Below are 14,129 nucleotides of genomic sequence, written 5' to 3'. Positions count from 1 at the left end.
GAAGTGCGAAATCATATTTATTTCTTACGTGCTACCGCTTCGATCTCAACAAGTCCGTCTTTGGGAAGTCGAGCAACCTCAATGGCACTGCGGGCAGGATAAGGTTCTTTAAAGAAAGTGCTGTAAACCTCGTTAACTGCTGCAAAATCATTCATATCTTTTAGGAATACGGTGGTCTTCACTACATGATCCAGTGATGCACCAGCTTCCTCAAGAATAGCTTGTACATTGCTAAGTGCTTGACGAGCTTGTTCCTGAACGCCCTCAGCCAAATTCCCTGTCTCGGGATTAAGGCCCAGTTGTCCTGAAGTGTATACCCAACTACCGGTGGTAATGGCTTGACTATAAGGACCAATGGCTCCTGGTGCTTTTGTAGTAGCTACTTGTTTTTTACTCATCTTGTTACCCCTCTCCATTAAACGCTGATCATTTATTGTCCATTGTAAGTCCTGTTCTCACCGTAATGCAAATTTATTAGCAGCCCGAAAAACTTAACGTTTTCCAATCACATGTATTACTTCATTCGTGTAGATATGCAAACCATGCGTGTCAGCAGAGGCAATGTTAACCATAGCTCTCGCCACAGTTACACCAGGTATGGCACGATATTTAGCCGCTTTGCCAACCATCACAAACTCCAGTGCTTTCATCAATCTAGCCGCGACGCGTTCTCCCAGTCTGAATTCCTCACGATGACCCAGCAGCAAGGATGGCCGAAACAAATGCAGCCCTTGAAAACCGATTTTGCTTAACGCTTCCTCTGCTCTCCCCTTAGTCCGACTGTAGAAATTGCGCGATTTGGCATCTGCCCCCATGGATGAAACAACCAAGAACTGTTTAACACCGTGATCTCTCGCAATAGCAGCAGCTGCAAGCGGATAATCCAGATCGACACGTTCGAACTGCTCTTGTGAACCTGCCTTCTTGATCGTAGTCCCGAGGCAACAGAAGATGGAATGAACGCCTTCGAACGAATCGCTATACTCCGCCAGGCTCTCCCAATCCACAACGATTTGCTTAAGCTTAGGATGTTCTAAAGCTAATGGAGTCCGTACAAGCACTCTCACCTCACCCCATCCTTCACGATTCAGCAATTCCTCCGTAACCGCTTTCCCTACTAATCCAGTAGCCCCTAATACCAACGCAATCCTTAACATGGAATAGTCCCCTTTACTTCTATTCGTCCTTTAGAATACGACGGCCCAGCAGGAAGGCAAGAGCGATCATAAGCGTTCCCACTACCAACTGCATACCGTATACTTGGGTCCATTGCGGCCAGTGGGCAATTTTTTCATACAGCTGTCCCCCAATAAGCGGACCAAAAAAGGATGATAAACCCGTAAGCGCCGCATAGGTCGCCATATACATAGGCCGTTCTTTTTTCGGCGTGTCTCCAATAATAAAATTAAAGGCCAGCTGGTTGAAACCGCCTACACCTACACCAAAAACAATATGAGCGGCAAACAACACCAACAGCATCGGCAACACAGACAAGAGTCCCCACATCAACGAGGACAAGGCAATAATCGGCAACGTAAAGAACAACAGACGTTTATTGCTATATTTTGCATTTAGATTACCCCAAACGTAGAAACTAGCCATCATAAAAAGAGTCTGGGACACATTAAGCAGTGATAACGTTTCATAATTTATATGAAGTAACTGCAACATGACATACGAGTATAGCGGAACAGTTAAATTCTGCAGCAGCAACCAGGCGGCCAGAAACAAAGTAGACTTCATAAATAAAGTATCTTTAAGCGGTTTCTTAAACATCGGTAAAAATTTATGTTCTTCCGATTTCTCGAAAGGCACGTCGGGATAAAAAAAGAATACAACGACGTTAGAGATCGCGAAGATCCACACAACAATATAAAGAATCAAAAAGCCATGGCTCCCGGGATAACGATCCAAAACGATACCCCCACCATACATTACCAGACTACCGAGTGCATTCAGGAACGTATTACGAATCCCAAAATAGCGTCCACGCACACGTGCCGGAACAAGATCGCTGATCACAGAGCTCCACAGCACACCACCCGCCGTATTGGCAATAAAAGCAGTAGTATATAAGGCTATAAAAGCCATGACCCAATACTCTTTAGGAAAAATAAACGGAATTAGCCCCGTAGAACTCCAAAGTATCCTATGCAGGCCGATAAAAGTAACCATAGCCCATTTGCGGCTTGGCAGCTTCTGAATCAAAAAAGCTACCCCGATCTGCATCACGTTAACCAAAGTGGTAAGCGCTAGCACAAATCCAATTTGACTTGAAGTGGCTCCTAAATATAGCAGGAATCCTGTTAGAAACTGCCCTTGCAGCAGGACCTGGAAAATGGTCGATGGCACACCTTCCCAGGTAGCAATGCGCAAATTCCTGCGATGTACTGAGGTTTTACGGACACGCTTTGAACTAGTAACTGTGTGCTTAGTTTCCATGTTGTTCATAGAAAGGGGTAACACTCCTTTGATGCGGCATTTGCTTCATTCTACTCCGCATCAATCTACTGTCAATACGCCAAATTAACAAATAATATTGGAGCTTACTCTTCTATGAATTCGAGGGGTAAATAAAGCGAAAAACGACTCCCTTTACCCTCCTCACTTTCTAAAGTAATGAACCCTCCGAGCAGTCTGGCCAAATCATTACTAATAGAAAGTCCTAATCCTGTTCCGCCATATTTTCGACTAATTGTTCTATCCGCCTGTTGGAAGGCTTCAAAGATCATGGCATGCTTCTCTGGTGCAATACCTATCCCACTATCTTCTACCTCAAATACAATCCAATGCTTCACAATAGCTCTTTCCCCACGTTCCTCTTGACGAATACGGAGTGCGACATGGCCAGACTTTGTAAATTTAAAAGCATTAGAGAGCAAATTACGCAGGATCTGCTGAATCCGCTGTGGATCGGAATGAATCATTTGCGGGATATTTTCTTCCATAGCAATAGTAAATTCCAATTCCTTTTGTTTAGCCGTGACAGCGAATTGCATAGCCAGGATCTCTGGGATCTCAATAACACTTAAATCTTCATTTATAATATCTAATCGACCTGCTTCCACTTTGGAGAGATCTAATATATCGCCAATTATCATCAATAATTCTTCACCAGAACGGCGGATAATGGCTGCATACTCACTCATTTCTGCTTCCGTAAGAGAATTATCATTGTCTTCAATTAATTGCGATAAATTAATGATGCTATTCAGTGGTGTTCGAAGCTCATGAGACATATTGGCCAGAAATTCGGATTTAAATTGCGAAGCCATCATTAACTGATCGGCACGTTCTTCAAGCGCTATCTTATTCTTATGCAGCTCCTCCGTCTGGGCGGACAGTTGTTCATTAGCACGCTGAATCTGCACATTCCGTAAGAGTCCTAATTGAAAGTCACGAATAATTAAGGAGAATAGAACACTTAGAATCAACCCTGCAGGGAAAGTAATCGGCATAATCTCTCTTATGTACTCTGGGGCGGGAATCACACCAAACACCATAATGTTGATTGCATTCATTACATTTACGACTAGAATCACGATCAAACCTTTGTTCACTATGCATAAGCTAGATCGTCTGACCCAGTAGCTAAGCGCAGCACAAACAAATCCTAGAATGGACAAATTAATTGTACCAGCCATTGCTGCCTCATTTACTCCAAAAGTTAACCGTGTAAGACCTGTTCCTATACCAATCAAAACAAGAATGAAAGGATGCGGATAAGCCAGCGTTGAAATAATAAGTGGCACAAAACGTAAATCAAAAATCACATGCTCATCCAGCCTATATCCAAAAAGAGTACTAATCCACCCGGCAAAGATGGCTAGTAATACCCAGCTTACTTTCTTTATTCTTACACTTGCATTTGAAATGGTACTTTTATATATAAGATTAGCCAAATAGGCTACAGCTATTAGCATCGCGGTGTTTCCAAAAAATATTTTAAGATAACCCATAGATTCACTCCCACCTTGGCCAAATAAATTACAACTTTCATCTCATAATACTACCATACTAAAGCCCTATTCGATAACTAACCGCCCACGGACGCAGAAGAAGAGCGCAAATCAGATGCGATTTGCGCTCTTCTTCTGGAATTTTATTATAGACGTCATTAGTAACGAATTAATCGCGGTAGGATCGTCCCCAAGTTTGGTACTCTTTTTCCGCGTCTTCTTTCGTGTGTCCATAACGTTCTTGTAGTTTACCTACTAATTTATCCTTTTCACCATCAATTACGTCAAGATCATCATCTGTAAGCTTGCCCCATTGCTTCTTGGCCTCGCCTTTGAGCTGTTTCCATTTCCCTTTAAATACATTGTTGTCCATTATAAGCTCATCTCCTTAGCTGAATTAATTAGGGTAGGATCGTTATCCCGTGTTACCTTTACTTACCCTTCCCCATTCGCTATGAATCTTTCCGCCATTCATGGCATTAGCAAATTAAGTCGTATTCTGTCACATATATTTTTTAATTTATGTATTCAAATCTTTTAAAATTTGATATAATCCAGATATAAATTAAATATTTAATTTTTTAAGTGATTTATTTCACAAATGTTTTCCTAGTCCATGTGCTAGAATGCCATCGGAGATAAAACAACATCATTAAATTTTTTCCTAATGTATGCCGATATAAGTCATGATACTGTTACAAACGGGTAATAAGGTATGAGATTAAAGTGACAAATATCATTTATAAAGTGATTTTTATCACTTCGCTCGACTATTAAAATGTTTTACATTTTAATATATATATTTTAAACTATATTTTTGGAGGTCATTTGAAATGAAAAAAGCTTCTGTTATCTTGTCGAGCGCACTTATCCTTGGATTGCTCGCAGGTTGTGGTAACAACACAGACAACGCCGCAGCCCCTACTAACGCACCAGCTGAAACAACTGCTCCTGCAACAAATTCCGGTAACGCTGGAACTGAAGCTGGACAGTACAAAGACGGAGTTTACTACGGTACTGCTGACGTTGATGCTAAAACTGGCTGGCAATATTTCGCACTCTTAACTGTAGAAGGTGGAAAGATCACTAAAGCTGACTGGGATGCCTTTAACGTTAACACTGCAGGCGACCTGAAGAAAAAAGTTTCCGAAGATGGTAAATATGGCATGAAAGCTGGCGGTGCTTCTTCTGAATGGCACGAGCAAGCAGCTAAAGCTGAAGAATTCCTGATCGAAAAACAAGATCCAGCAGCTATAACTTTTGATGCTGAGGGGAAAACTGATGCCATCTCTGGTGTATCCGTACACGTATCTGACTTTGTAAAAGCTGCTCAAGCTGCTCTTGCTGCTGGTCCAGTAGAAGCTGGTCAATATAAAGACGGAGGATACCATGCTGAAGGCGAAATGGACGCTGAATCCGGTTGGAAATCCACTGTTGACCTGACTGTTGCTAACGGTAATGTTGTAGCTGTTAAATTCAGTGGTTTGAATGCTGCTGGCGATGACAAGAAGCAATTCTCCGTTGATGGTAAATATGGTATGAAAGCTGGCGGCGCTTCTGCTGAATGGCATGAAGAAATCGCTTTGGCTGAAAAATACTTCCTTGAAAACAAAGGTACTGCTCCAACGCTTGATGCTGAAGGCAAAACTGATGCAATTTCCGGCGTGAGTATTCATGTTGGTGAATATTTTACACTTGCAGAAAAAGCACTCGAAGGCGCGAAATAATTTCGCAGGACCTTCTGCAGCTAATCAGACGAATGAGGTGAATTTCTCTTGAAGAAAATAGTCATTTTGGGCGGCGGCTACGGCGGCGTACTCACGGCTAAGAAACTGGCAAAGAAATTTAAGAAAAACAAAGATGTTGAAATTACACTGATCGACCGGAATCCATATCACACTCTATTGACTGAGCTGCATGAGGTTGCCGCGAACCGTGCTCCAGAGGATTCAATCAAGATCGATCTTAAGAAAATTTTTGCGGGCCTTAAAGTAGATGTTGTTCTTGATGAGATCAGCAATATCGATTTCAAAAGCAGAAAACTTAAGTCCGATAAAGCTACCTACGCTTACGATTACCTTGTAATCGGCACAGGTAGCAAACCAACCTTCTTCGGCATTCCAGGAGCAGAAGAAAACACCTTCTCCTTCTGGTCTTACGATGATGCGGTAGCATTGAAACGCCAAATCCGCGATATGTATACCAAAGCGGCTATGGAGAAAAATCCAGCTGTACGCCGTGCTATGCTGACCTTCGTTATTATCGGTGCCGGCTTTACTGGTGTCGAGCTGGTTGGTGAAATGGCTGAACAACGCGAGGAATTATGCAAGGAGTTCTTTATCGACCCATCCGAAGTAAGACTGATTGTGGCTGATATGGCTCCGAAGATTCTGCCTATCCTTCCAGATAAGCTGATTCAAAAAGCTGAAGCTCGCCTTCGTAAGCTGAACGTGGAAATCGTTACTGGCGCTAAAATCACCGAAGTAGGCAATGGTAGTGTTGCCCTTGGTGAGAAAAACGTCGTCGATTCCCAAACAATTGTTTGGACTGCTGGTGTTGAAGGCTCCGAAATCGTTGGTGGACTTGAAGTTCAACAACAAGGCCGCAAACGGATTGTTACGAATGAGAACCTGGAAAGTGTAGATCATAAGAACGTCTACGTAGTAGGGGACAACATTTTCTACATTCCTGAAGGTGAAACTCGTCCTGTACCACAAATGGTTGAGAACGCTGAACAAGCCGCTCCGATTGTTGCTGGCAACATTGCCGCCGACATTCAGAACACTGCTAAAAAAGCTTACAAACCAGGTTTCCACGGTACAATGGTCTCCATTGGTAGCCGCTACGGCGTAGCTAACGTTGGTCTGCCAGGTAAGTTCTTTATGCTTACTGGATTCATGGCAATGCTATCCAAACACTTTATTAATATGTTCTACCTGTCTCAGGTTGTCGGATTCAATAAAGTATGGACATATATGATGCATGAATTCTTCCATGTTGAGAACCGCAAGAGCTTCTTGGGTGGTCACTTCTCCAAACGTTCACCTAATTTCTGGCTCGTTCCACTTCGTGTTCTACTTGGGGGTATGTGGTTATACGAAGGTATTGAGAAGATCCAAAAGATTTGGAAAGATCCAGATAAGATTTTCTTGATTCCAGCTGCTCCTTTTGCAACGGATGCTTCATCAGCAGCCAGTGTTGCAGTAGATGCAGTTAAAGACACCGTAGATGCACAATCTGCAGCTTCAGCAGTATCCACTGCAAAAGAAGCAGTTGAAGCGTTGCCTGTACCTAACTTCGTATACAACATTACAAACTGGTTCATGGATTTGATGTTCTACAACAACGACGGAAGTTATACTTTCCTCGCGAAATGGTTCCAAATCGGTATGGTATGTGCAGAAATCGTCTTCGGTATTATGCTCATCGTTGGTCTCTTCACAGCACTTGCTTCTATAGCGACCGTAGGCATGTCGGTCATGATTTGGTCAACCAAAATGGCCTCGACAGAAATGTTATGGTACGTTGCTGCTGGTATTGCCTGCATCGGCGGATCGGGAAGCACACTTGGTCTAGACTACTATGTACTTCCTTGGCTTAAGAAACAGTGGAAGAGAATTCCGCTCGTCAGACGATGGTATCTATACACCGACTGATAATAAAACCCTGAATTTGTGTAATTTATCATATAGAACATATGTACAAATTGTATTTTATTAGGGTTAAATATGGATATACTTCAGAGTAATGTGTCCCTAGGACACATTACTCTCCTTATTTACAAGAAGAAAATAACCTTCCTAATCCTAGGAAATGGTGGTTTTTTCTTGAATGAATGGTTTTGTAGGGATGATCGGGGTATGGTTTCTTCCGGCAAAACCGACAAGAAGGAGAGAATCTTGTGAACAAACAACTCATAGAAGATACCCTCCGGTTGTTGCATACTGAAATGTCACCTATTGCCGGAATTGAGCTTCAGCCCTCTCCGGCTGCATGTGAACAGCTAATCTCGGTACTGGAACGCCATGATCTGGAATACAGCCGCAAAGTCAATTTGCTGGGTATTTACACTATTCTCACTTTGGCAGCAGAGCGCCATATGGAATGTATCCCACATCATCCCGACCTTACACGCAACATTTTGGATGGAGATTATTTGTATAGCTTTTACCTGCAGTTTGCGGTGAAATGCCGTGAGCTCGACTTAGTTGCTTATCTAGCTCCTTCGATCAAAAAAATGCAGATTAGACGGTCAAATGGAGACTTCGCGGAACATGATCCAGCTACTGGAATCGAAGAGTTCTTGATTCAAGAGTGCAGACAGCGTAGTCGCACAAGCAAAGCCATTTGACAGGTGGGATCCATAAATGAAGCTGCATGAGGCCTTAAATATAGACATAAATGAAATCAACCGCGAAATCGTAAACCTTGTGACGCGTGATAAAGATGTACCTAAGAAATCTCAGCTCGCGCAAAGTGTTCTAGAGCTTATAAATTCCGGTGGTAAACGCCTTCGTCCCCTCATGGTCATTGTTGGCAGTCGGTTTGGCCGTAAGGATACCGGTCGCAGAGCGCTTCAATTAGCTGCTGCTGCTGAATTTATTCATGCCGCCTCATTAATTCATGATGATATCATTGACCGTTCTGAGTTACGGCGGGGCGTACCCGCCTTACATATTAAGACGGGGACATTGTCAGCAGTACATGTTGGTAATTACATGTCCGCTCGGGTCATCGAGCTGCTGAGCAAATATACAGGAGATAAAAACAGATACGTTCATGACTTATCCTCTGTAGCCACCGCTCAGCTGTGTCTGGGTGAATATCAGCAAATGGAACATGCTTTTGATTATGAAATTACAATGGATCAGTATTTGGAGAAATCCTTAAACAAAACCGCTCTTCTTATGGCAACCTGCTTACGGGTTGGTGCACTGTCCACTGAAAGCACCGAAGAAGTTGCCAATCTCCTTTATAATTTTGGAGAAGCCTTAGGGATGTCCTTTCAGATACAAGATGACCTGCTAGATTTCACACAGTCCGCCGATGTCCTAGGCAAACCTGCCGGTAGCGACCTGCGACATGGTCAGGTCACCCTGCCAGTGCTGTACGCCTTGCAGGACCCTAAGCTCTCGCCTGTGATCCGTGCAATCGGCCCGGATTCTTCCGACGCTGAAGTAGCACATGTGCTCACCCTAATTAACAATAGCGATGCCCTCGCTCGCGCTGAACGGGTCAGCCAGAACTATCTGGATAAAGCTGCAGCTATTGTGCAGCAGCTCTCCTCCTACCCTGCGCATGCTGATCTGGAAACGTTGCTGCAATATTTTGCGGACCGTGATCGCTAAAGCGTACGATCTAGTACAAATAAAAACGGATACCTCCCATTCACTTGGGGGTATCCGTTTTTTTTGATTTAGACACATCATTTTATTGATCTTGTCGCAATTCAACTGCTATTTTTCCGCTTCAACAGGACAAGCTAAACACGCAAACGCAGCGTAGCGCACATGAGCTAATTCAGTCATTCTACTCCATCGGATATAATTAGGGAAAACCTCCCTAAAATTAGCTAATAATCGTTCGAAAAGCACGATATTAGGGAATTGCTCCCTAATAAAGTCCACTTTAGCATGCTTTTAAGAGTAACCAGCTATATTTCAGGGAGAAATTCCCTAAAACAGAGTCAAAGGATAAAAAACTCAATAAGATTAGGGAGGTTTTCCCTAATCTTTGCATTCAACTCGTAGCTTCCCCCTTGCAGAGCGGGGACCCGAGTCAACACAAAAAAAGAAAGCTAGCGTAGCCAGCTTTCCGATCCACTTGCCTACCCCTTTTGGGTAGGCTATTGTCTTTTGTTGTTAGTTTGAGGGCAATGTGCCAATGCTCAGCCAGCCGGCTCACCAAAGCCCGTTCCCTAACTAACATAGAAAAAATCAATCAGCGTACACAATAATATCACTATGCTGATTACCTGATTTAGATTATAAGAAGCCACCTTCATCAGCTTACGATTCGAAGGTTTTATAATCTTATGCTCGGTCATCAGGAGCAATGTAGCGATGCCAATCCCAACCAGATACACCCAGCCGAGATCCTGCCATACGTATAGAAATAATAGCAGCATAATCATAATGAAATGTAGACCTTTGGCGATACGCAGCGCATTCTCTAATCCAAAGAAGCTTGGAATAGACCATAATCCATGCCGCCGGTCAAATTCAATGTCCTGAGTGCCGTAGATAATATCAAATCCGGCAATCCAGAGCATAACTACCGTCCCGATCACAAACGGGGTAAATGCGATATTTCCGGTTACGGCAAACCATGCACCAATCGGTGCGGAAGCAATAACAAAGCCTAAATATAAATGGCTTAGAAAGGTAAAACGTTTTGTATAAGAATAAGTCGATATTAACACGATTGCTACCGGCGATAAGAGCAGGCAGAGCAAGTTCAGCATGCCTGAAGCCACAATAAAGATGGCATAATTGACAATAACAAAGACAACCACTTCTTTTTCTGCCAATAACCGTTGTGGCAAATGCCGATGTGCCGTACGAGGATTCTGTTCATCAAACGTACGGTCTGCCAGCCGATTGAATGCATTAGCGCCATTACGGGCACCGATCAATGCAATCAGACCCCAGATCATCACATGCCCTGATGGCCAGCCCCCAGCAGCCCACACCATCGAGATAATGGCAAACGGCAGCGAAAAAAGCGTATGAGAGAACATCACCAGTTCACTGAACATTTTAAGCTTTAGGCCTGCAGTTTTAAAAATGTTTAGAATAGCCATTCGTTTTCCTCTTTCTTCGCTACTTGAAATTCATTATATTAGTCATTAAGCTCCGCAAAGACTTCATTCAGGTTGTTAAGCAGCCCGTCGATATCCTCTTCCGTAATAATCATCGGCGGTTGAAAGGCTAGTACGTTGCGTCCTATGCCATTTTTGCCGATCAGGTATCCTCTGTCTTTCATCGCTTCCAGTACTTGATCTGTAAGCGCCGCAGAGCCTTCTGCATCCTCACCAGCAAGCTCCGCTCCCAACATAAGCCCAATTCCCCGTACATCCACAATAAGCGAAGGATAACGGTCTTGAAGGGTCTTTAGCCCTGCTTTCAATCGTTCTCCGAGCAGCACTGAGCGTTCAGGAAGCCGTTCATCGCGAATATAATCAAGCACAGCCAGCGCCGTTGCAGCAGATACCGGATTGCCTCCAAAGGTTGAAGCCGACGGACGGTTCAGCGCAAGTGCAATCTCATCTGTTGTCGCAAAGGCTGCCACCGGAATTCCATTCCCCAGTGCCTTGGCCATACTAATAATATCGGGCACTACGTCAAAATGCTCCATAGCAAATATTTTGCCTGTACGACCAAATCCAGTTTGAATTTCATCAGCGATCAGAAGTACGCCGTATCTCTCCAGCAACATTTTGACCTCACTGAAATAGGTTGGCGTTGGCATAATCATACCACCATTGCCTTGGATTGGCTCTACGATCATTGCGGCGATAGTATTCCCCTTCTCCTCAAGCACTCGCTCCAGAGATTCCAGGGATAGTGCAGCGGCTTCCTCCAGAGATAGTTCTGGATGATATGGGCGAGGAATAAACTCAACGTCATGATCCAAGTATTTATCGGTACGCCACATCGGCAGACCTGTCACACTCATAGTTAGATTGGTACGGCCGTGTAAACCACTTTCCAGTGCAATGAACCCTTTGCGTCCTGTATACATCCGGGCAAGCAGCAGTGCGCCTTCATTAGCCTCTGAGCCGCTGTTCACGAAAAAGGTTCGGCGTAGACCGCCTGGCATAACCTCTTCCAGACGTTCAGCCAAATCCACATTTGGCTGAGTTAAATAGATCGTAGACGTATGCTGCAGCTGCTGCAGTTGCTCAATCGTACGTTCAGTTATGGCTGGATTGCAGTGCCCACAGGCAACTACAGATACACCTGCGAAGAAATCTGTATATTGTTTGCCATTTTCATCATACACAAACTGCATCGAACCTCGCACAAGCTGAGGCGCATCGCGGTAAAAATGCTGTGTACACGGATAGAAATATTGCTTACGCTTTGCCGCTACGGCTTCTCTTCCGATGAATTCTTGTTGTTCCATGATTGATTCCCTCTCTTCTTGTGAAAATAGTAACTTATTCATAGAGTACTGTGCATTCTTCTTACTAGCAGACGGTATTTTGCCCCAAAAAATAGAATTAGTTAAATTGCAGCGAACCTAGAGTATAACCCGCATAAATGGGCTCAAGACCACCTAGCATATCATCTTTCACTTCAGTACGATTCATAGCTTGTTGATAAGAAATTATAATTTCACGCAACTGCTTAGCGCTATATGTCGCTCCTTCAATACGGAAACTAGATATGCCTAGATCAATCATCTCACCAAGCAACGGCAAATAGCAGAGCTCCTTCGCGAACAAAAGATGGCAACGGCCGTGCTGATCACGATATACCGGATTTTCACCTTTGTCTGTTTTTAGAACCAATACATTATTGTGCACATATTGATTATCCTCTTCAGCAATAGGCTCCATTACTTCAGTATTCTCATAAAGATCATGTTCCATATACATTAGTGCAGGTGTACCATGTACAACAACTTCCAAAGGCGTGTCACAACGCGAGGCAAAGGTAGCAAAGTGCTCCAGCGTCATTTCCGGTGAAACCGAAAGCTGAGTTAAACCTAATTTTGCATATAATTGGGCTGAAAGATGATTGTAGACATTTAAACTACCATCTCCAATTAACGGATAACCTGTAGAACTGTATCTGCGAATCGCTCCCAAATTAGTAACGATTAGACCGTCGATCGGCAAGCGTTCTCCACCAAGCAATTGATCATATTGATCAAAATGCAGCTCGGTCATCATGCGTGGCAACCCTAAATAGATTTTGCTATCGCCTTTTAGCTCACCAAGTTCCTTAATATCACGTTTTGTAAAAGGTCTGTCCGGTTCAAATACATCCCCCGGCAAGTATAAACTATCCACACCCAGCTCCAATACTACGCGCGCCTGTTCCATATTATTCACACGTACAGCCAACTTAGCTTTTGTTGTCTTTGGTTTTTTTTCTTGCGCCAAACGTTCCCGCAATTCCTCTACACGTTTTTCTGATAGCTCACGTTCTGCGGTTGGGGTGCTAAATACTTTTCCAGTGCTATAGAATTTGCCCGTACCTTCATAACGACGGTTAATATTAGCTAACCCTGGTTTACCAAAAGCATAAGCTGTCGAAAAGTCACGCTTGCGGTTGTTGTACAGCTCTTTAGTATCAACCGTACGATCAAAGCCAATCGGATCATCGATATATCGGTCAATGGCTTCGCCGTAGCTATTCGCCAGCATCACCATAAAATCCTTATCACGCATACGGCCTTCTATTTTGAAGGAAGTAATGCCTGATTCAATCAATTCCGGAAGATGCTCATACATAAACATATCTTTGACAGCCAGTGGATATTCAGCAGGATATACATATCCGTCTTTTTTAACCCGATAATCCCAGCGGCAAGGCTTCATACATTTTCCCCGGTTGCTGCTCATGCCAAAAACATGGGAACTGAAGTAACAATTTGCACCATGCACAGAGCACATATCCCCGTGAATAAAATATTCCAGCTCCATACCACTCCGCTGACCAAGCAGCTTAGCTGTCTGCAGGTCCATTTCCCGCGAGGTAACTACACGAGTTACACCCAGATCACGCAGCGCATAGATCATCTCCAGGTTGTGAACATTCATCATTACGGAAGAGTGAATAGGAAGGTTAAGCTCCATCTCCCGAATAAGCTCCAACACTGCCATATCCTGAACAATCAAGGCATCTGGCCGAGCACCATCAAGGAAACGCAAGTATTCTCTAGCTTCCTCCACATCTTCCTCACTAAAAAGATTATTCACAGTGATATACACTTTTTTGTCTAGACGGTGTGCGATATCAAGTGCCTCTACGATCTCTTCATGAGTAAGATTATAACCTTTACGCATCATTCTCATATTCAATACAGGTCCACCAAAATAAACTGCATCACACCGTGATTGGATCACTTCCTTGAAAATCTCAAACGTTCCTGCGGGTGCGAGTAATTCGACTTCTCTACCGTTAAAATAACGTGCCATTCAAGTTCCCTCCCAAGTTG

Annotated in this window: 12 protein-coding genes; 4 read left to right on the top strand and 8 right to left on the bottom strand. The window is 43.6% G+C overall.

From position 1 onward, the window contains the following. Positions 1 to 17 precede the first annotated feature (17 nt). The 5 genes from NSQ91_RS02605 to NSQ91_RS02585 form a co-directional block, all read right to left on the bottom strand. Complete coding sequence (locus NSQ91_RS02605; RefSeq protein WP_036682524.1) at positions 18 to 398, bottom strand: RidA family protein; 381 nt, start codon at positions 396 to 398, stop codon at positions 18 to 20. Between the two features lie 93 nt (positions 399 to 491). Next, positions 492 to 1,157 (bottom strand): oxidoreductase, encoded by a 666-nt coding sequence (locus NSQ91_RS02600; protein WP_076124502.1) that lies wholly within the window; start codon positions 1,155 to 1,157, stop codon positions 492 to 494. A 19-nt stretch (positions 1,158 to 1,176) separates the two neighbouring features. Further along, complete coding sequence (locus NSQ91_RS02595; protein WP_051491245.1) at positions 1,177 to 2,451, bottom strand: MFS transporter; 1,275 nt, start codon at positions 2,449 to 2,451, stop codon at positions 1,177 to 1,179. Between the two features lie 95 nt (positions 2,452 to 2,546). Beyond that, positions 2,547 to 3,959, bottom strand: a complete 1,413-nt coding sequence (locus NSQ91_RS02590; RefSeq protein ID WP_076179738.1) for an ATP-binding protein — start codon at positions 3,957 to 3,959, stop codon at positions 2,547 to 2,549. A gap of 169 nt (positions 3,960 to 4,128) precedes the next feature. Beyond that, the gene (locus tag NSQ91_RS02585) at positions 4,129 to 4,332 is read right to left on the bottom strand and encodes a CsbD family protein (RefSeq protein WP_036682530.1); all 204 of its coding nucleotides are present in this window, start codon (positions 4,330 to 4,332) and stop codon (positions 4,129 to 4,131) included. A gap of 460 nt (positions 4,333 to 4,792) precedes the next feature. On the opposite strand from NSQ91_RS02585, the gene NSQ91_RS02580 reads away from it, so the two are divergent. The 4 genes from NSQ91_RS02580 to NSQ91_RS02565 all read left to right on the top strand — a co-directional run bounded on the left by NSQ91_RS02580 (position 4,793) and on the right by NSQ91_RS02565 (position 9,307). Beyond that, positions 4,793 to 5,686: an FMN-binding protein gene (locus tag NSQ91_RS02580; RefSeq protein WP_076124505.1), complete on the top strand. Its 894-nt coding sequence runs from the start codon at positions 4,793 to 4,795 to the stop codon at positions 5,684 to 5,686. Between the two features lie 48 nt (positions 5,687 to 5,734). Beyond that, positions 5,735 to 7,615: an FAD-dependent oxidoreductase gene (locus NSQ91_RS02575; protein WP_076124507.1), complete on the top strand. Its 1,881-nt coding sequence runs from the start codon at positions 5,735 to 5,737 to the stop codon at positions 7,613 to 7,615. Between the two features lie 245 nt (positions 7,616 to 7,860). Beyond that, positions 7,861 to 8,310: a hypothetical protein gene (locus NSQ91_RS02570; protein WP_076124508.1), complete on the top strand. Its 450-nt coding sequence runs from the start codon at positions 7,861 to 7,863 to the stop codon at positions 8,308 to 8,310. A 16-nt stretch (positions 8,311 to 8,326) separates the two neighbouring features. Continuing rightward, positions 8,327 to 9,307 carry a polyprenyl synthetase family protein gene (locus NSQ91_RS02565; RefSeq protein ID WP_076124510.1) on the top strand — a complete coding sequence of 327 codons (981 nt, stop codon included), beginning with the start codon at positions 8,327 to 8,329 and terminating at the stop codon, positions 9,305 to 9,307. Between the two features lie 569 nt (positions 9,308 to 9,876). Here NSQ91_RS02565 and NSQ91_RS02560 read toward each other — a convergent pair. The 3 genes from NSQ91_RS02560 to NSQ91_RS02550 all read right to left on the bottom strand — a co-directional run bounded on the left by NSQ91_RS02560 (position 9,877) and on the right by NSQ91_RS02550 (position 14,109). Next, positions 9,877 to 10,761: a UbiA-like polyprenyltransferase gene (locus tag NSQ91_RS02560; RefSeq protein WP_076179740.1), complete on the bottom strand. Its 885-nt coding sequence runs from the start codon at positions 10,759 to 10,761 to the stop codon at positions 9,877 to 9,879. 38 nt (positions 10,762 to 10,799) lie between these two features. Then, the gene (locus tag NSQ91_RS02555; protein WP_076185193.1) at positions 10,800 to 12,086 is read right to left on the bottom strand and encodes an aspartate aminotransferase family protein; all 1,287 of its coding nucleotides are present in this window, start codon (positions 12,084 to 12,086) and stop codon (positions 10,800 to 10,802) included. A 97-nt stretch (positions 12,087 to 12,183) separates the two neighbouring features. Next, complete coding sequence (locus NSQ91_RS02550; RefSeq protein ID WP_076304343.1) at positions 12,184 to 14,109, bottom strand: peptidase U32 family protein; 1,926 nt, start codon at positions 14,107 to 14,109, stop codon at positions 12,184 to 12,186. Positions 14,110 to 14,129 lie beyond the last annotated feature (20 nt).

It is taken from the genome of Paenibacillus sp. FSL R7-0048, assembly GCF_038004505.1.
In the GTDB taxonomy this organism is placed as follows: Bacteria; Bacillota; Bacilli; order Paenibacillales; family Paenibacillaceae; genus Paenibacillus_AQ; species Paenibacillus_AQ odorifer.
The sequence above is the reverse complement of the archived record's forward strand: the minus strand, read 5'-3'. Positions and strand labels throughout refer to the sequence as shown.

Bases quoted from the DNA above. Each gene is read 5' to 3' on its own strand.
- NSQ91_RS02605 (WP_036682524.1), bottom strand. From the start codon at position 398: ATGAGTAAAAAACAAGTAGCTACTACAAAAGCACCAGGAGCCATTGGT.
- NSQ91_RS02600 (WP_076124502.1), bottom strand. From the start codon at position 1,157: ATGTTAAGGATTGCGTTGGTATTAGGGGCTACTGGATTAGTAGGGAAA.
- NSQ91_RS02595 (WP_051491245.1), bottom strand. From the start codon at position 2,451: ATGAACAACATGGAAACTAAGCACACAGTTACTAGTTCAAAGCGTGTC.
- NSQ91_RS02590 (WP_076179738.1), bottom strand. From the start codon at position 3,959: ATGGGTTATCTTAAAATATTTTTTGGAAACACCGCGATGCTAATAGCT.
- NSQ91_RS02585 (WP_036682530.1), bottom strand. From the start codon at position 4,332: ATGGACAACAATGTATTTAAAGGGAAATGGAAACAGCTCAAAGGCGAG.
- NSQ91_RS02580 (WP_076124505.1), top strand. From the start codon at position 4,793: ATGAAAAAAGCTTCTGTTATCTTGTCGAGCGCACTTATCCTTGGATTG.
- NSQ91_RS02565 (WP_076124510.1), top strand. From the start codon at position 8,327: ATGAAGCTGCATGAGGCCTTAAATATAGACATAAATGAAATCAACCGC.
- NSQ91_RS02560 (WP_076179740.1), bottom strand. From the start codon at position 10,761: ATGGCTATTCTAAACATTTTTAAAACTGCAGGCCTAAAGCTTAAAATG.
- NSQ91_RS02555 (WP_076185193.1), bottom strand. From the start codon at position 12,086: ATGGAACAACAAGAATTCATCGGAAGAGAAGCCGTAGCGGCAAAGCGT.
- NSQ91_RS02550 (WP_076304343.1), bottom strand. From the start codon at position 14,109: ATGGCACGTTATTTTAACGGTAGAGAAGTCGAATTACTCGCACCCGCA.